A 15,856-nucleotide genomic window follows, 5' to 3' on the forward strand; every position below is an offset into this window, starting at 1 on the left:
AATAATGACTGCCAAAAAAGAGCTGTCACCCGCGCAGCGCATTGACCTGCTCCGCACGCTGCAAGCCCGTTTCGAGCAGCACCCGCAGCGCCACCCCGGCCTGGAGTGGGCGGCGGTGCAGGCCCTGCTGGAGGCGAAACCGGAGAAACTTTGGTCGCTCGACGATATGGAAACCACCGGCGGCGAGCCCGACGTGGTGGGCCACGATGCGGCGACGGGCGAATACCTGTTCGTGGACTGCGCGGCCGAAAGCCCGGTCGGCCGCCGTAGCATTTGCTATGATTTGCAGGGACTGGAGTCGCGCAAGGAGCACCGCCCCGCCCACAGCGCTGTCGAAATGGCCGCCGAAATGGGCATCGAGCTGCTCACCGAAGCGCAGTACCGCGAATTGCAGCAGCTGGGCACCTTCGATGCCAAGACCTCGAGCTGGCTGCAGACGCCGGCGGACGTGCGCAAGCTCGGCGGGGCCATCTTTGCGGATTACCGGTTCGGGCGCGTCTTTGTGTATCACAACGGGGCGCAGTCCTATTATGGGGGACGCGGGTTTCGGGGGGCGCTGCGGGTGTGAACTCTAAACGCCCGCTTGCAGCAATAACGGCGGCGGTCAAAACTAACCTAGCCGCTACCTAATAGCAGCCATATGAAAAACGAATTCACGCTAACGAGGCTAACTGAGTTGGATGGGGGGGCCAAAGAACGACTGCTTGATTTGTGGAATACCGAGTACCCGGAAAAACTGTCCCACAACCGGGAAGAGTTTGAAATCTATCTACAACGCTTGGACCGTGCAATGCATTTGCTGCTAGTAAATGAGCCGGGGGTGATAGGTGGCTGGGCTGTTGCTTTTGACCGGGAAGCTGAGCGGTGGTTTGTAATTATTCTGTCCGAAGCACTAAAAGGACAGGGGTGGGGGAGGAAAATGCTCGATGAGCTAAAGCAAACAGAAAGCGTACTAAACGGCTGGGTAATAGACCACGATTGCGACCGGAAAAAGGATGGCCAGCCCTACAAGTCACCGCTGGAATTCTATGAAAAATGCGGGTTTGCCGTGCTACACGATACCCGGCTTGAGCTTGAAAAAATATCGGCGGTAAAAATAAAGTGGACAGATGGCGAACAGGTTGTAACGAGAAAGCCCCGCCAGTAGCTTGACAGCAGTTGGCGGGGCTTTCCGTTTCAGAGAGACCTGCTTACATCTCGGCCAGGATTTCCCAGCGGTCATTCAGCTTCACCAGCTCCTTTTTCACCAGTTCGAATTTCAGGGTCGTGTCCTTGAGTTGGGCGGCGTTCTGGTATATTTTGGGGTCGGCCAACTCTTTTTCGTAGCCCGCCAGCTCCTTTTCCAGCTTGTCGATGTTGGCTTCGACTTCGGCCAACTCTTTCAGGGCTTTTTTCTGGTCGGGCGACGGGGTTTTGGCGGGCGTGGGGTCGGCTTTCTTTTCCTCCTTTGGCTGCGGCTTATTGGCCGAGGGGCTGGGGAGGCCGGCTTTCTTGGCGGCTTTCTCGCGGTCTTCCTGCCAGAGCTCGTATTCGGCGTAGGTGCCGGGGTATTCCTTGAGCTGGTAGTCTTCGATAAACCAGATTTTGGTGGCCACGTTTTCAACGAAATAGCGGTCGTGGCTGATGACGATGAACGTGCCTTCGTACTGCTCCAGGGCCTGGATGAGGATGTTCACCGAGACCATGTCCAGGTGGTTGGTCGGTTCGTCGAGGAGCAGGAAGTTGGCTTCGGAAATCAGGGTTTTGGCGAGGGCCACGCGGGATTTTTCGCCGCCGCTGAGCACCTTGATTTTCTTAAAAACCTCTTCGCCGGTGAAGAGAAAGGAGCCGAGCACGGAGCGCAGCTCCATGTCGTTGCGCTTGGAGCCGGCTTCGCTCATTTCCTGGAGGATTTCGTTGTCAAGCGTTAAGCTTTCGAGCTGGTGCTGGGCGTAGAACGACATGATGACGTTGTGGCCGAGCTGGTGCTTGCCTTCGGTGGGGGCTTCGGTGCCGGCCACGAGGCGCATGAGGGTGGACTTGCCCTTGCCGTTGGCGCCGATGAGGGCGATTTTGTCGCCGCGCTCGATGTGGACGTTGGTGTCGCGAAAGATGAGCTTCTGGTCGTACTTCTTGGTGACGTGCTCCATGCGCAGGATGTGGCGGCCGGGCTCAACTTTGAAGGTGAACTTCATATTGATTTTGGCGGCGTCCTGGGCTACGTCTTCGATGCGTTCGAGCTTGTCGAGGGCTTTGACGCGGCTCTGGGCCTGCTTGGCTTTGCTGGCTTTGGCTTTGAAGCGCTCGATGAAGCGCTCGGCCTGGCGAATCTGGGCCTGCTGGTTTTCGAAGGCGCCCTTTTGGATGAGGTTGCGCTCTTCTTTTTCTTCCAGGTAATAGGTGTAGTTGCCGGCGTAGGGGACGAGCTTGCCGCCGGTGACTTCGACGGTGGTGTTGGTGGTGCGGTCGAGGAAGGCGCGGTCGTGGCTGACGATGATGACGGCGCCCTCGTAGTCGGCGAGGTAGTTTTCAATCCACTTGATGGACGGAAGGTCCAAGTGGTTGGTGGGTTCGTCGAGCAGCAGCAACGAAGGTTGTTGCAGGAGGATTTTGGCAAGCATGACGCGCATGCGCCAGCCCCCGGAGAAGGATTTGAGGGGCTTCTGGAGCTCTTCGGTGCTGAAGCCGAGGCCTTCGAGGATTTCCTCGGCGCGGGCCTGCATGGTGTAGCCGCCGAGGGCTTCGAAGCGTTCCTGGAGGTCGGCGAGCTTTTCGACGAGGTCGTCGGTGTAGTTGGTTTCGAACTCGACCAGGATTTTCTCAATCTGGTCCTGGAGTTTCAACGCCTCTTCGAAGGCCTGCATGGCCACGTGCAGGATGCTTTCGTGGGTATCGTAGCTCAGCAGGTCCTGATTGAGGAAGCCCAGGGAGACTTCCTTGCTCATGGAGATGGAGCCGCCGTCGGCCTTGTACTCGCCCACGAGCAGGCGCAGCAGGGTCGATTTGCCGGTGCCGTTGAGACCGATGAGGCCGATTTTATCCTTCGGCTTGATGTGGAGGCTGGCGCTGTCGTAGAGCGTGCGGGAGCCGAAATGGAAATCTAAATCGGAAATCGATATCATTTGCGTCGGGGTAATTAGGGCAAAGGTACGCACGCGGGGGCGGGGTGCGGCAGGGTTGGCAAAGGTGTCAGTAAGGCTGGCGAAGGTGTCAGTAGCGTTGGACGGCCTGTCGGAAGCGCTGGCGAACGTGTCAGTAGCGCGGGACGCCCTGTCAGTAACGCGGGACAGCGTGTCGATGAGGCGGGACAACATGTCGAAGGCTCGGGACAACGTGTCGATGAGGCAGGACAACATGTCGATGAGGCGGGACAACGTGTCGAAGGCTCTGGACTACGTGTCGGTAACGCGGGACAACATGTCGATGAGGCGGAACAACAGATGAAGGCAATAAAAAAGGCTGCTTCCGGGGAAGCAGCCTTTGGTAGGGGGGATTAAGGCCGCCAGGGGCGGTGGCGGTCGTAGACAAGCAGGGCCAGGCCGAGCATGAACTGAGAGGTGCGCTGGTGGTAGGCGTAGGTTTGCTGCTGGTAAGTGAAGGATTGGGTGAAGGGCGTGAGGCTGTGCTCGTAGCGGGCGCTGAGCTCGAAGCGCCAGAGCTGCAGGCCCAGGCCCACCTGGCCGAGCAGCTGCACGGGGCGGGTGGCGGCGAAGAGGCTGCCGTAGAGCGGCTGGAGCTGGGTTGGGTAGTCGGCGGAGCTTTGGCGGCGGTGCAGGGCCAGCACGGGGCCGGCCAGCAGGTGCAGCCGCTTGCCGAGGTGGCGGCCGGCCAGCAGGGCTACTTCGGCCCGGCGGAGGCGGGGGTAGAGGTAGCTGACGGTTTGGGGGTAAGGGGCGGTGGCGGTGGGGTAGTAGGCAATACTGGACTGCTGGCCGAGCACGGAGGTGTAGGCCAGCTCGGGCTGCGCAAACCAACGGCCGGCCCCGAGGCCGAAGCGGGCGAAGGCGCTGAACCGGTCGCCGGTGTCGTCGGTGCGGGAGGCGTCGGTGTCGGTTTCGATGACGTATTCTTCGACCTGGATGCGGCGCTGGCGGGCCCAGGTCTGGCCCAGGGTGAAGTGATAGCCGAGGCCGAGGGCTTCGAGGCGCTGGGCGGGGGCGGCGAGGGGCAGCAGCAGAAAGCCGAGGAGAGTGGCTTGGAGGGAGGCGGCGGTCATCCTATTAACTAAAGCGGAAGGCTACTGCACTACCAGCTGCTGGCGGGTGGTGCCGGCGGCGGTGCTAAGGGTGAGCAGGTACACGCCGGGGGCGTGGCCGCGCAGGGACAGGGCAAGCTCGGGCTGGAGGCCAGGGGTGGTGGTGCGGAACACTTCGCGGCCCAGGGCATCGGTGATGGCTACGGTGGCGGGGGCGGCGGGCAGGGGCAGGCGGAACTCGCCGGTGAGGCTGGGGTTGGGGTAGGCAGGCTGGGCGGGGCGGGCGGTGGGGCGGGTGGCCAGGGCGGTGGCGCCGAGGCGGTAGATGCCCAGGCTGGTGGCATCGGCGCGGGAGGCGCCGGACCAGACGGCGGTGGGACCGTGGGCGGCCACGCCGACGTGGTACTGGGAGGTTTCGAGGGCGGTCCAGGTGGCGCCGAAGTCGCGGGAGTAAGACGAGCCGACGTCGTTCGGGCCGAGGTCGCCGGCGCCGACGGAGAGGAGTAGATTGGTGCCGGGCACGCCGGCGATGCCGGCGGAGAAGAGCGGGCCGGTGTGGGGGAGCAGCTGCCAGGTGAGGCCGCCGTCGGTGGTGGCGTGGAGGTACTGCTGGCTGGTGGCGCCGTTGACGCTGACGGTGATTCCGTGGGCGGCATCGGTGAAGGCGACGGCGTACTGCTCGGCGGCCACGGTGTTGGAAACGGCGGCCAGCCAGGTGTCGCCCTGGTCGGGGGAGGTGAAGACGCGGCCTTCATCGGTGGCAAACCAGAGGAAATTGCCGATGGCGACGGGGGCGAGGACGACGCCGTTTTCGTCGGGCAGGGGGGCGGGCACGCTGGCGGCGGGGCGCCAGGTGAGGCCGCCGTCGCGGGTGACGAAGATGGCGAAGGTATCGGTGGGGGCGCTGAGGGGGTCGGCCACGGCGACGCCATTGGTGGGGGTGAAGAAATGGACGAAGTTGGGCAGGGCGGGGCCGAAGTTGGGGGCGGCGGCGGGGGCGGTCCAGGTGGTGCCGCCGTCGGTGGTGTGGAGCAGGCGGCCGCCGCTGGTGGCATTGGCGATGGTGACCCAGGCATCGAGGGCGCTGGTGGCGCTGACGCTGGTGAGGAACTCGGTGGCGGTGAGGGTGGGGACGGGGCGGCGGGTCCAGGTGGTGCCGCCGTTGGTGGTGAGGGCCACGCTGCGGTTGGCGAAGCTTTCGTCGTAGCCGGCGGCCCAGAGCACGTTGGCATCGACGATGGCGAAGCGGTAGGCGAGCACATCGGGGGTGTCGAAGGTGAAGGGCTGGGCCACCCACTGGGCGCGGGCGGGGAGGGTAAGCAGGAGCAGGAGGAGGGATAAGAAGTAGCGGTAGGAGCTCATGAATTGGGGGGAGGTCATTTGGTAAAAGGAGATGAGGAAGGATTAGCGGCCGAGGGCCAGACCGAGGCGGAAATCGAGGAGGAGGTTGAGGGAGTTTTTGGGGAAGAGGGGGCCGAGGCGGGGGCTGAGGGGCAGGGGCAGGCCGGCCATGAGGTCGAAGAAGCCGTAGCGGCCGAGGCGGCGCTGGAAGCCATAGAGCAGGGCGGCTGAGGCGCGGAAGGACTGGCCCTGAGAGCCGTCGGAGGTGAAGGGGGTGCCGAAGCCGTAGCGGCCCAGGCTGCTGCCGAGGGCCAAGGAGAGGTAGTTGGCCGAGAAATTACTGGCGCTTTTGCCCTTGCGGATGCGCCGATTGAGGTTGTAGTAGTAGCGGGCGGCTACCTGGGATTCGACTTCGGCACCGGTGCGCCGGGCGGTGGTGGGGAGGGGGCGGTAGCGCAGCAGGGCGGGGCTGATTTCGGCCATTACCGACCAATTGGTGCGCAGCTTGTGCTCGTAGATGAAGTTGAGGCCGTAGCGGGAATCGGTGCTGGCGCTGCCGAAGGCGAACTGGGTGAGGCCGATTTTCCAGAGGCGGTGCTCTTCGATTTGGAGGCGGGTGAGCTTGCTGAGGCCGGCAAGCCAGGCGGCGTCGGGGTCGGAGTCGGCTACCGTTTCCTGGGTATAGCGCACGCCGGTGGTGTCGGGGAGGGTTTGGGCCTGGGTGGGGCGGGCGAGCAGCAGGATGGCGGCTAGCAGGGAGAGGAGGCGAGGGAGCATGGGAAAAAGTTTAGGGACGCTGGCGCGCGTCTCCGACGCGTGCCGACTGGGTTCGAGCCTCTGGCTCGTTACATAGAACATCGGGCAAGGAGTCGCTCGGGGGCGCGAGTCGGAGACTCGAACCCAGTCGGCACGCGTCGGAGACGCGCGCCAGCGGCCTTGGTCAGTACTTGATGAGCAGCGGGGGGAGGGTTTCGAGGGTGAGGGGGGCGTAGGAGGTTTCGACGCGGATGAGGGGAGCCGGGGCGGGGATGGGCACGTCGAGCGAGGGGTGGGTGGGGCGGCCGCGGCGGGCGGCGGCGAGGCTGGGGGGCACGGTGAGGGTGCCCTGGGCGGTGGCGAGGCGGTAGCGGAAGTGGTCGAGCTGGGGCACGGCGAGGGTGACGGCGCTGCGCTCGGCGTCGATGAAGGCGCCGAGCAGGGCGGCGGTGGGGGCGAAGTAGACGCTGCCGTAGCGGTTGCGGATGGTGTAGCGGCCAGCGGCCTGGGTGAGGCGCAGGGCCGACTTGTCGGCGTCGCAGGTGAAGGTGAGGTGGGTGTTGGTGGCCTGGAGGTCGGCGTAGCGGAGGGTGGTTTGGAGGCTGCCGCGCAGGTTCTGGAGGGTGATTTGGCCGAAGTCCTGGGTGAGCTGCTGGCGGCCGGTGAGGTCGAGCAGGAAGGTCTGGCCGTAGGCGTTGACGATTTCGACGGCGGCGGCGGCGGGCAGGTGGATGGTGAACTCGGCGCGGAGGTCGGCGCGCAGGGCGGGGGCGTTGGCGGGCAGGGAGAAGTAGTTGACGAGGTCGATGACGCCGCCGGATTGGCGGAGCTGGTGGCGGGCGGCGGGAAGGTCCTGCCCGGCGATGGCGCGGTCGGGATGGCGGGCGCTGAGGCGGAGGACGACCTGCACGGTGGGCTGGTCCCAGCCCTGCACGCGCAGGGTGGCTTTCTCGGCCCGGATGCGGACGAGGGTGCCGGGCGGGCAGGCAAAGGACTGCTCAAGGGTGCGGGTGAGCACCTGCACGGTGCGCGGGGCCTGGGCGTGGGCGGGGCCGGCGGCGGCAAGGGTCAGCAGGGTTAGTAGCAGAGGCCAGCTTCGTAAAAGAAACATCATGAGATGAGGAGCTGAATGAGGTCGCGGGTGAGGGTGGCTTTGAGGGTGGCGACCTGGACCTGGTGGCGGAGCATGTCGGGGCTGGGGCCGAGGCGGTGGATGGCTTGCTGGAGGCGCTGCTCTTCGGCGTCGAGCTCGGTGAGCTGGGCGCGCAGGTGCTGGAAATCGGCCGACTGGCAGACGGCGGGCAGGGCGCTGCACTGGGCGTCGATGAAGCGGCGGCTTTGCTGGGCGAGGGGGTCGGCGGCGGGGGCGGGCGGGGCGGGGAAGGCTTCGGCGGGGGCGGGTACTACCTCTTGGTGGTAGCTAATGGTGTCGCGCAAGGTGGTGGGGGCGGGCTTTACTTGCCAGATAGCGAAGACGAGCAGCACGGCGGCGGCGAGGCCAGCGGCTACGCGGTAGGCGGGCCAGAGGCGGCGGGTGATGGGCGCTGGCGCGGGGGTGGGCAGGGCGGTTTCGGCGTCGAGTTGGGCGGCGATGCGGAGCCAGAGGTCGTCGTCGGGCTCGTGGAGGGGGAGCGGGGGGAGGGCTTGGGCGGGGGCGGCTTCGGCGTCGAGCTGCCGGGTGATGCGGGGCCAGAGGGTGGCGTCGGGCTCGTGGAGGGGGAGCTGGGCGAGGGCGCGCTGGAGGTGGGGGCGGCCGGCTTCGGGAAGGTCGGGGGGCTGGCTCATGGCTGGAGGTGGTGGAGTTTGACCTGGAGCAGGCGCTTGGCGTGGTGGAGCTGCGATTTGCTGGTGCCCTCGCTGATGCTGAGCAGCTCGGCGACTTCACGGTGGAGGTAGCCTTCGACTTCGACGAGGCAGAAGACGGCGCGGTAGCCGGCGGGCAGCTCGGCGATGGCGCGCTCGAGGGCTTCGCCGGTGAGGGCGTCGTGCCAGGGCACGAGGGGCTCGGGGTGGTGCTGGGGGCGGTAGACTTCCATGCGCTGCTCCTGGCGCAGCACGCGCAGGGCGCAGCGCACCACGATGCCTTTGAGCCAGGCGGCTAGCGGGGCCTCCTGGCGGAACTGGGCGAGGCGCTGGAAGGCGGCGACGAAGGCTTCCTGCAGGGCATCCTGGGCCAGCTCACGGTCGCCGAGGATGCGCAGGGCGCAGGAGAAAAGGGCAGCCTTGTGGCGCTGGTAGAGCTGGTGCTGGGCCTGCCGGTCGTGGCGCAGGCAGGCGGCCAGCAGCTGCTCATCAGAAGTAAAGGAAAGGGGTAGAGGAGGGGCCACGCGGGATGCTTTGCCCTGGAATGCCGCGGGCGGGGGCAAAGGTTGGTTGGGGCAGGAAAAAAAGTTTGGGGGTGAGTGGTGGGAGCCTACTTGCAGGCGGTGGGAGGCCTCTCGCAGGTGGTGGGAGACTACTTGCAGGCGGTGGGAAGGTACTTGCAGGCGGTGGGAGCCTACTTGCAGGCGGTGGGAAGGTACTTGCAGGCGGTGGGAGAGGTCTGGACGGTGGTAGGAAGGTTCCGGCCGGTGGTAGGAGGGCTCTGGCAGGTGGTAGGAGAGGTCCGGCTGGTGGTAGGAGAGGTCCGGCTGGTGGTAGGAAGCATCAGACACAAAAAAGGCTGCTTCGGGGGAAGCAGCCTTTCGGTTAAGCCGGGACGAGCGGGTAGGCCACTGGCTTGGGGGCCTTGAGCTTGATGATGCCCAGTTTATTGAAGGTCCAGATGACGGGGTAGGTGGGGTCGAGCTCCCATTTTTTGACGCCGAAGTTGGGACGGTTGGGGAGCTTGTGGTGGTTGTTCTGGAACAATTCGCCGCCGGTGAGGAAGTCGAAGAAGAGAGAGTTGCGGCTTTGGTCGCGGTTGTCGAAGTTCTGGTAGCCGTATTTGTGGCCGGCCCAGTTGACGATGGCGCCGTGGAAGGCACCCATGGTGAAGTGGATGGGCAGCAGCAGATATTGCCACCAGGCGTTGGCGAAGGTGACATAGAACATAATATAGAGCAGGCCCCAGCCGAGGCGGCCGTACCACTGGTTGGCGAAGGCTTCGAGGGCGGGCCACTCGGGGTATTCGCCGGCGAAGCGCTCGGCCGCCACGGAAGTGCCGAAGACGCACTCCTGGTAGGCGGTGCGGGTCTTCCACATCATGGTGAAGGCGTTGGAAGAGTTATGCGGGGAGTGGGGGTCGAGGGGCGTGTCGGAGTAGGCGTGGTGCATGCGGTGCAGCAGCGCGTAGGCGCGGGGCGACATAAAGCTGGAGCCCTGCATCAGGAAGGAAAAAATAAAGAACACCCGCTCCCAGCCGTAGCTCATCGAGAACATGCGGTGGGCGGCGTAGCGGTGGTGGAAGAAGGTCTGGGTGAAGAGCGACAGGTACCAGTGGGCGAGGAAAAACGCCAGAATAATCATGGGCAGGGCCAGAGAGTGAGGGACATCACAGGTCGGAGAAAAGAAACCCGCGGCCCAATTGTCTGGTGGCTCTGTCGCTTCGGTTCAGCTAGTGCTGCTGGAAGATACCACAATTCAACCCAATGCGTGCGGAAAGGGCCAGCGGCAGGTCGGCCGGGCCCGGCTGCTTAGAAAAGACGTACCTTTTGGGCATGCAAGAATTAAAAACATCACTGGGGCGTACTTATCTGACCGTAGATACCGATGAAACCAACCGCTGGATTGCCGTGGACTGGCAGGGCTACCTCACGGCCGAGAGCATCAAGGAGGGGGCTAAAGCCTACACGGCGGCCCTGGCCGCCTCGGGCTTTGCCTGCGTGCTGAACGACACGCGCTCGGTGCGCGGACCCTGGGACCATACCATGGACTGGGTGATTAACGAGTGGGCACCGAATGCAGCGAAGGCGGGGCTGCAGTATTTTGCTCTGGTTTCGACGCCCGAAACGCTGGCCGACGGGTCGGCGGCTAACTTCTACGCGCAGCTCACGGCTTTTCATGCCGAGGTGTTCAGCACTACCGAAGAGGCCCAGCAGTGGCTGCTGGCGTGTCAGCAGCGGGGGTAGGGGTTTGGCTGGCAAACTTTAGAACGCCTTCACCAACATTATCAAAGAAGCCCTGCAACCACTGGTTGCGGGGCTTCTTTATGGGTGCCGACCGGGGCCTTTTACCGCGCGCCGGCCGGCGGCAGCGGGGCGGTATCCTGGGACTGGCTGAGCTTTTGGGCCATTTTCTGGGGCACGCCCACGCTGTGCAGGCCGCCGCTCACGATGCCCTGCCGCCAGAGCGAAAACACCGAGAAGCGGGGCTCGCGGCGCGAGGTCATCTCGCCGGTTACGAAGCGGCCGCCGGGGCGCGGGTTCTGGTCGCGGATGACGGCGTTGATGGCGCCGGTTTTGAGGCGGGTCCAGAGAGTTTTGTCGATTTTGTCGTCCTTCTTTTTATAACGCAGCTGCTGAAATTTTACGTCCGAGTAGCGGGCCCGCATGGTGCCGGTCACCTGTTTCTGGTCGCCGCGCATGGTGAAGTCGATGCGCTGCACCTGGCCGCTTTCGAAGCGCATTTCGCGGGTGGGCAGCAGCATGGGGTTGAGGATGGTGAGCTGGGCGGGGCCGAAATTGCCCCAGCCGGTGTGCCGGCCCAGCGGGTCGAGCAGGTAGGCGCGCAGGTGCACTTCCATGCGGCACTGGTTTTCGAGGTAGCCCACGGCGTAGCCGGTGAGGGGCGTGGCGGGCGTCTGGTGGTGGGTGTTGCTGAAATTGAAGATGGAGCCGCCGAAGCGGGTGAAGCGCAACGTGCCGGCAATAGGAGTGGCGGGGCTGCGGTAGACGCTCAGCAGGCGGCCGTTGCGCACGTCGAAGCGGCGCACGTCGAGCTTGAACTTGAGGCGGCGCACGGCCTCAGGGGTGATGTCGGAGGGGTAGGGGGTGAGGGGGCCGCGGCCGTCGCTGGCAATGTAGAGGCGGGGCCGCTCGGCGGTGAGGCGGCTGACGAATACGTCTTTGTCGTCGGCCAGCCGGGGGAAATCAACGCCCTGGAAGTTTAATTCGGCAATGCGCAGGGCAATGGTCGATTTCTGGTAGCCCACCCGGCGGTTGAGCTCGGCGGGCCGAAACCGGGGCGTGAGGGCCAGCCGGCGCAGGCGCACCCAGCCCTTTTGGGTGTCGAAATTCAGCTGCGCGATGCTGGCCGGGTACGTGGGCGCGCTAAAGGTGCCCGTGATGCGTCCCGACGAGCCCACCCAGCGCCGGGCATACAGCACCCGCCCCGAGCCGTTGCGCCCGGCCACCGAATCGACCCGAATACCCAAGCCTAATAAGTTGATTCCGCGTGCTACGGGTTGGTGGCTGAGCTCGGCAAAGGCCAGCCAGCCGTGGCGCACCTGTCCGGCCTTCAGGTCGGCCCGGCCCAGCAGCGGGGCCAGCATTTTCCACACCGGGGGCGGCGGCTGGTCGGGCGGCCAGAAGCTGAGCGAGGGCGATTCCAGTACCAGCGAATCGGCCTGAAAATGGCGCAGATGCTGCCAGCGGGCGGCTTTTAAGCCTTTGGCGCGCAGCTCGGGCAGGTTGAGCCGGAAGCGGGCGGCGCCGTGGCGGGGCTCGTCGGGCCGGGCGGGCCAGAGCTGCACGCGGCGCAAAGTCAGGCTCTGGCTGTCGGTGGAAAAGTAGGCCCGGCCCACGCGAATCTGGTGCAGGCCGCCGTCGAAGCGGGTGCCGCGCAGGGCTACCTGCCAGGCGGCGGCGTAGGCCAGGCGCTGGGTGTCGGCGGCGCCGGCGGCGGTGAGCAGCAGGTCGCGGGCAGTGAGGTTGGCGCGGCGCAGGCGGGCAAGGGGCTTGGCTTCGTTTTGGGCTACCAACTGGGCATCGTGCAGGCGCAGCAAGCCCAGGCGCAGGCCCGGGAGGCCCAGCGGCAGGCGCTGGTGCAGCGGGCGCGGGTCGGGGCAGGTGGGCTTTTTGGGGAAGCATTCCAGGGCAAAGCGCAGCGAGTCGAGGGCGAGGCTATCGACGGGCACTACCTCCTTGCGCCACACTTCCCACAGGCCCACGCCCGATACCGTGAGCCGGGCGGCGGCGGCGCGCAGGCGCGGCAGCGTGTCGGCTACCTGGGCGGCGGGGCGCAGGCGCAGGTAGCGCAGCTCAATGCTGCCACTGAACAGATGCGTGCGCAGGTCGCCGATTTTCAACTGGTACTGGCCGTGGGTTTGTTCGGCCACCTGCTTCTCCAGCTTTTGCTTCAGCCAGGGGTCCAGGAAGTACAGCGCCAGCCCAATTAGCAGCGCTACCGTGGCCAGAATGCCCAGCAGCCACCAAGCCCAGCGGTAGCGACGAGTGGGCGGCGAAGCAGGAACGGAAGGAGCAGAATCGGACACAACAACACAACAAGGCTGCCCCGCTAACGGCAAAGGGTATGCCCGGGGTTGTGCTAACTTGCGGCCATGAGCGTCGAATCTTCATCTGCCGAGGCCCTGGGACTAGCTGTGCTTCAAAATCTACAGCACAGCTTCGAAGCCGCCAAAAGCCTCGCCGACCGCGCCCTGGCCCAGCTCGCGCCCGCCGAATGGCTGCACGAGCCCGCGCCCGGCAGCAACAGCGCCGCCGTCATCGTGCAGCACGTGGCCGGCAACCTACGCTCGCGCTTCACCGATTTTCTGAGCACCGACGGCGAAAAGCCCACCCGCCAGCGCGAGCGCGAGTTTGACGCGCCCGCGTCGGCCGCCGCTATTCCGGCACTGCAGACCGAGTGGGACGCCGCCTGGATTATCTTATTTGATACCCTGGCTGGCCTCGAGCCGGCCGATTTGCTGCGTACCGTCACCATCCGGCACGAGCCGCACACGGTGCTGCAGGCACTGCAGCGCCAGGTGGCGCACTATTCTAATCACGCAGGCCAGCTGGTGCAGCTGGCCAAACTAATTCGGGGAAATGAGTTCGTCAGCCTTAGCATCCCACGCGGCCATAGCGACCAGTTTAATCAACAAATGCAAGCCGCAGCCAGTAAGTAGCACCATGCTTGCCATTACTTCGCTCCTGAGCCCGCCCGCTGCCGCGCGCATCAACCGCATCATCAAGAGCCTGGAAACGGAGTTTGGCCTCGACGACGTGCAGGCCACGCCCGACCCCCACATCACCTACCAGCTGGCCGGCGTGGGCAAGCGCACGGCACTTATAGATGTGTTGGCCAAGGTTGCCCGTCAAACCCAGCCGTTCGCAGCCTACACCACTGGCCTGGGCATTTTTCCGGGGCCGAATCCGGTTATTTATATTCCGGTGCTGCGCTCCGAGGCGCTCAATGCCCTGCACCGCCGGATTCACGAAGCTACCGCCCCGCTCTGCCTGCGCACCGACAAATTCAGCGGCGCCGACTGCTGGCTGCCGCACATCTCGCTGGCCCTGCACGACACCACCCCTGACCTGCTGGGCGAAGTGCTCCGCTACCTCAATGAACAGACGTTCAACCTGAAATTTCAGGTCGATAACCTCGCTATCCTGGAGCAGAAGGGGGATTTATTTCTGCGGCAGGAGGAATTCGCGTTTGGCAGCTGGCTGGAGTCGGAGCTGGTGGAGTAGCAGAACGTCATCCTGAGCCGAAGGCAAAAGGACCTCGCCCGCGCCATGTGGGGTAGTAATTTCTTTTCGTTGTAACGATTAGATTTACCAATCCAACCGGCGCGGGCGAGGTCCTTTCGCCTTCGGCTCAGGATGACGTTCTTTTTGCCTCGCCGCTCCTTACTCCACCGTCGGCGGCACCTGCGTCCCATTGTCCAGCGACTGCCACAAGTACTTGCAAGCCAGCGACCGGTACGGCCGCCAGCCCTCCGCAATCTGCAGCATGCGCCTCTGCAGCGCCCGGCCGGTTTCCTCCAGGCCGTAGAGGCGGCGCATGGCGTTCTGCACGCCCAGGTCGCCTTCGGAGAACACGTCGGGCTGGTCGAGGGCGAACATCTGCAGCATCTGGGCCGTCCAGCGGCCCACGCCTTTTATCTGGGTAAGGTGTTGGGTGAAAGTGTCTTCTTCCAGCTGGCTGAGGTGCTCGTAGTCGAGCAGGCCGCGCTCGTTGTACTCGGCAATGGCTTTTAGATAACCAGCTTTCTGGCGCGACAGCCCGGCGCTACGTAGCGTGTCTTCGTCCATCGCCAGCACCTCGCGCGGTTCGGGGTAGCCCTCGGGCGGAAACAGCGCCTGAAATCTTTTCCAGATGGCTGCGGCCGCCTTAGTCGAAATCTGCTGGCTGACAATGGCCCGCAGTAGCGCCAGATACAAATCCTCGTGCGGCCGGGGCTGAATTTCGCGGCCATTGGCAATGATGGCCGCCAGGCGCGGGTCGGCGGCCGAGAGGTGCGCGGCGGCGGTTTTGACGTCGTAAGTGAAGGCGGGTAGGGGAGTGGTGAGCATGGATTCGTAGGAGTAAAGGGAAAGTGTCAACCCCAAAAGCTCCCTTGAGGTTCGCCGCCTAATAGGGCGCCGCCGCCAGCGCCTGCTGTACCCGCTCCACGCCCGCGTCGTCCACGTCGAGGTGCGTCACAAAGCGAATCCACTGCGGGCCGAAGCTGCTGGCCCGAATACCTTGCTGTTCGAGATACGCCAGGAAATCGGCGGCTGGCACGTAGTCGTGCAGGCGGAACATGATGAGGTTGGTTTCCGGGGCCAGCACTTCGGCCACGTAGGCTTGCTGCTGCAACATATCAGCTAGCTGAGCGGCGCGACGGTGGTCGTCAGCCAGGCGCTCAATGTTGTTTTCCAAGGCATAAATTCCCGCCGCCGCCAGATATCCAGCCTGCCGCATCCCGCCGCCCATGACCTTCCGAATCCGGCGGCATTTCCTAATAAACGCCGCCGAGCCCAGCAACACCGAGCCCACCGGCGCGCCCAGGCCTTTCGAAAAACAAACGGAAATAGAGTCGAATAGCTGCCCGTAGTCTTCACTGCGCTGCCCGGTAACCACCAGCGCATTAAAAATGCGCGCCCCATCCAGGTGCAGCGCCAGTCCCTCGCGCTTGGTCAGCGTGGCAATCTGTTGCAAGTCGTCCCAGGCGTAGCAGCTGCCGCCGCCGCGGTTGTGGGTATTTTCGAGGCACACCAGCCGCGTGGTGGGGTAGTGCACGTTTTCGGGCCGGATGGCGGCTTCGATTTGAGCGGCGGTGAGGCGGCCGCGCTGGCCGGGCAGCAGCGCCACGCTGGCTCCCGAATGAAAGGCAATACCGCCCACTTCCCAGAGGTAGACGTGGGCCGTTTGCTCGCAGATAACTTCGCTCAGCGGCTCGGTGTGGGCCTTGATGGCAATCTGGTTGGTCATGGTGCCGGAGGGGCAGAACAGCCCGGCTGCCAGGCCGAACCGGGCGGCGGCGGCTTCTTCCAACGCCCGCATGGTGGGGTCTTCCTCGTACACATCGTCGCCGACGGGTGCGGCCTGCATGGCGGCCAGCATGGCCGGCGTGGGGCGCGTCACGGTATCAGAGCGCAGGTCGATAATGGGCGGGTTGGCAGCGGCGGTGGTCGTCATAAGTCGGACAAAAGTAGCCGTTGCCGAACCGGTTGGCAGCGTTCAGCCGCTTCAGAAGCAACAAAATGCCTAATCGACTTGCACTTCCCGGCCAAAAGCCGT

The 15,856-nt window shown here is 64.6% G+C and carries 16 protein-coding genes; 5 read left to right on the forward strand and 11 right to left on the reverse strand.

The window, feature by feature from the left end:
* Window positions 1-4: 4 nt before the first annotated feature.
* Window positions 5-568 (forward strand): DUF4256 domain-containing protein, encoded by a 564-nt coding sequence (locus Q5H93_RS15620; protein WP_305007533.1) that lies wholly within the window; start codon window positions 5-7, stop codon window positions 566-568.
* A 72-nt stretch (window positions 569-640) separates the two neighbouring features.
* Entirely contained in the window at window positions 641-1,147 is a 507-nt protein-coding gene (locus Q5H93_RS15625; protein ID WP_305007534.1) for a GNAT family N-acetyltransferase, read from the forward strand.
* Between the two features lie 43 nt (window positions 1,148-1,190).
* On the opposite strand, the gene Q5H93_RS15630 is transcribed toward Q5H93_RS15625, so the two are convergent.
* The 8 genes from Q5H93_RS15630 to Q5H93_RS15665 all read right to left on the reverse strand — a co-directional run bounded on the left by Q5H93_RS15630 (window position 1,191) and on the right by Q5H93_RS15665 (window position 9,718).
* Window positions 1,191-3,101, reverse strand: a complete 1,911-nt coding sequence (locus tag Q5H93_RS15630) for an ABC-F family ATP-binding cassette domain-containing protein (RefSeq protein ID WP_305007687.1) — start codon at window positions 3,099-3,101, stop codon at window positions 1,191-1,193.
* A gap of 371 nt (window positions 3,102-3,472) precedes the next feature.
* Window positions 3,473-4,195, reverse strand: coding sequence for a porin family protein (locus tag Q5H93_RS15635; protein ID WP_305007535.1), 723 nt, complete (start codon window positions 4,193-4,195; stop codon window positions 3,473-3,475).
* A 21-nt stretch (window positions 4,196-4,216) separates the two neighbouring features.
* The gene (locus tag Q5H93_RS15640) at window positions 4,217-5,554 is read right to left on the reverse strand and encodes a T9SS type A sorting domain-containing protein (protein ID WP_305007536.1); all 1,338 of its coding nucleotides are present in this window, start codon (window positions 5,552-5,554) and stop codon (window positions 4,217-4,219) included.
* A 24-nt stretch (window positions 5,555-5,578) separates the two neighbouring features.
* The gene (locus tag Q5H93_RS15645; RefSeq protein ID WP_305007537.1) at window positions 5,579-6,292 is read right to left on the reverse strand and encodes a hypothetical protein; all 714 of its coding nucleotides are present in this window, start codon (window positions 6,290-6,292) and stop codon (window positions 5,579-5,581) included.
* A gap of 163 nt (window positions 6,293-6,455) precedes the next feature.
* Window positions 6,456-7,385 carry a hypothetical protein gene (locus Q5H93_RS15650; RefSeq protein WP_305007538.1) on the reverse strand — a complete coding sequence of 310 codons (930 nt, stop codon included), beginning with the start codon at window positions 7,383-7,385 and terminating at the stop codon, window positions 6,456-6,458.
* Window positions 7,382-8,056, reverse strand: a complete 675-nt coding sequence (locus tag Q5H93_RS15655) for a hypothetical protein (protein WP_305007539.1) — start codon at window positions 8,054-8,056, stop codon at window positions 7,382-7,384. The genes Q5H93_RS15650 and Q5H93_RS15655 overlap by 4 nt, the downstream gene beginning before the upstream one ends.
* Window positions 8,053-8,925 (reverse strand): RNA polymerase sigma factor, encoded by an 873-nt coding sequence (locus Q5H93_RS15660; protein ID WP_305007540.1) that lies wholly within the window; start codon window positions 8,923-8,925, stop codon window positions 8,053-8,055. Before Q5H93_RS15660 ends, Q5H93_RS15655 begins: the two co-directional genes overlap by 4 nt.
* 34 nt (window positions 8,926-8,959) lie before the next feature.
* Window positions 8,960-9,718 carry an acyl-CoA desaturase gene (locus tag Q5H93_RS15665; protein WP_305007541.1) on the reverse strand — a complete coding sequence of 253 codons (759 nt, stop codon included), beginning with the start codon at window positions 9,716-9,718 and terminating at the stop codon, window positions 8,960-8,962.
* A gap of 191 nt (window positions 9,719-9,909) precedes the next feature.
* Here Q5H93_RS15665 and Q5H93_RS15670 point away from each other — a divergent pair, with 191 nt between their 5' ends.
* On the forward strand, window positions 9,910-10,320 hold the full coding sequence (locus tag Q5H93_RS15670; RefSeq protein ID WP_305007542.1) for an STAS/SEC14 domain-containing protein: 411 nt from the start codon (window positions 9,910-9,912) through the stop codon (window positions 10,318-10,320).
* Between the two features lie 101 nt (window positions 10,321-10,421).
* Here Q5H93_RS15670 and Q5H93_RS15675 read toward each other — a convergent pair whose 3' ends face one another.
* Window positions 10,422-12,623, reverse strand: a complete 2,202-nt coding sequence (locus Q5H93_RS15675; protein WP_305007543.1) for an AsmA family protein — start codon at window positions 12,621-12,623, stop codon at window positions 10,422-10,424.
* A 66-nt stretch (window positions 12,624-12,689) separates the two neighbouring features.
* On the opposite strand from Q5H93_RS15675, the gene Q5H93_RS15680 reads away from it, so the two are divergent.
* Together Q5H93_RS15680 and Q5H93_RS15685 are read left to right on the forward strand one after the other, a co-directional pair.
* Window positions 12,690-13,256 (forward strand): DUF1572 family protein, encoded by a 567-nt coding sequence (locus Q5H93_RS15680; RefSeq protein ID WP_305007544.1) that lies wholly within the window; start codon window positions 12,690-12,692, stop codon window positions 13,254-13,256.
* Between the two features lie 4 nt (window positions 13,257-13,260).
* Complete coding sequence (locus Q5H93_RS15685) at window positions 13,261-13,821, forward strand: 2'-5' RNA ligase family protein (protein ID WP_305007545.1); 561 nt, start codon at window positions 13,261-13,263, stop codon at window positions 13,819-13,821.
* 159 nt (window positions 13,822-13,980) lie between these two features.
* On the opposite strand, the gene Q5H93_RS15690 is transcribed toward Q5H93_RS15685, so the two are convergent.
* Together Q5H93_RS15690 and Q5H93_RS15695 are read right to left on the reverse strand one after the other, a co-directional pair.
* Window positions 13,981-14,646 carry a DNA-3-methyladenine glycosylase family protein gene (locus Q5H93_RS15690; protein ID WP_305007546.1) on the reverse strand — a complete coding sequence of 222 codons (666 nt, stop codon included), beginning with the start codon at window positions 14,644-14,646 and terminating at the stop codon, window positions 13,981-13,983.
* 58 nt (window positions 14,647-14,704) lie between these two features.
* Window positions 14,705-15,754: a threonine aldolase family protein gene (locus Q5H93_RS15695; protein ID WP_305007547.1), complete on the reverse strand. Its 1,050-nt coding sequence runs from the start codon at window positions 15,752-15,754 to the stop codon at window positions 14,705-14,707.
* Window positions 15,755-15,856: the final 102 nt, after the last annotated feature.

It is taken from the genome of Hymenobacter aranciens (assembly GCF_030580865.1).
Taxonomy (GTDB): Bacteria; Bacteroidota; Bacteroidia; order Cytophagales; family Hymenobacteraceae; genus Hymenobacter; species Hymenobacter aranciens.

Coding starts and splice junctions, on each gene's coding strand:
- Q5H93_RS15690 (WP_305007546.1), bottom strand. CDS start 14,646: ATGCTCACCACTCCCCTACCCGCCTTCACTTACGACGTCAAAACCGCC.
- Q5H93_RS15655 (WP_305007539.1), bottom strand. CDS start 8,056: ATGAGCCAGCCCCCCGACCTTCCCGAAGCCGGCCGCCCCCACCTCCAG.
- Q5H93_RS15670 (WP_305007542.1), top strand. CDS start 9,910: ATGCAAGAATTAAAAACATCACTGGGGCGTACTTATCTGACCGTAGAT.
- Q5H93_RS15695 (WP_305007547.1), bottom strand. CDS start 15,754: ATGACGACCACCGCCGCTGCCAACCCGCCCATTATCGACCTGCGCTCT.
- Q5H93_RS15620 (WP_305007533.1), top strand. CDS start 5: ATGACTGCCAAAAAAGAGCTGTCACCCGCGCAGCGCATTGACCTGCTC.
- Q5H93_RS15630 (WP_305007687.1), bottom strand. CDS start 3,101: ATGATATCGATTTCCGATTTAGATTTCCATTTCGGCTCCCGCACGCTC.
- Q5H93_RS15625 (WP_305007534.1), top strand. CDS start 641: ATGAAAAACGAATTCACGCTAACGAGGCTAACTGAGTTGGATGGGGGG.
- Q5H93_RS15645 (WP_305007537.1), bottom strand. CDS start 6,292: ATGCTCCCTCGCCTCCTCTCCCTGCTAGCCGCCATCCTGCTGCTCGCC.
- Q5H93_RS15650 (WP_305007538.1), bottom strand. CDS start 7,385: ATGATGTTTCTTTTACGAAGCTGGCCTCTGCTACTAACCCTGCTGACC.
- Q5H93_RS15635 (WP_305007535.1), bottom strand. CDS start 4,195: ATGACCGCCGCCTCCCTCCAAGCCACTCTCCTCGGCTTTCTGCTGCTG.
- Q5H93_RS15640 (WP_305007536.1), bottom strand. CDS start 5,554: ATGACCTCCCCCCAATTCATGAGCTCCTACCGCTACTTCTTATCCCTC.
- Q5H93_RS15685 (WP_305007545.1), top strand. CDS start 13,261: ATGCTTGCCATTACTTCGCTCCTGAGCCCGCCCGCTGCCGCGCGCATC.
- Q5H93_RS15665 (WP_305007541.1), bottom strand. CDS start 9,718: ATGATTATTCTGGCGTTTTTCCTCGCCCACTGGTACCTGTCGCTCTTC.
- Q5H93_RS15680 (WP_305007544.1), top strand. CDS start 12,690: ATGAGCGTCGAATCTTCATCTGCCGAGGCCCTGGGACTAGCTGTGCTT.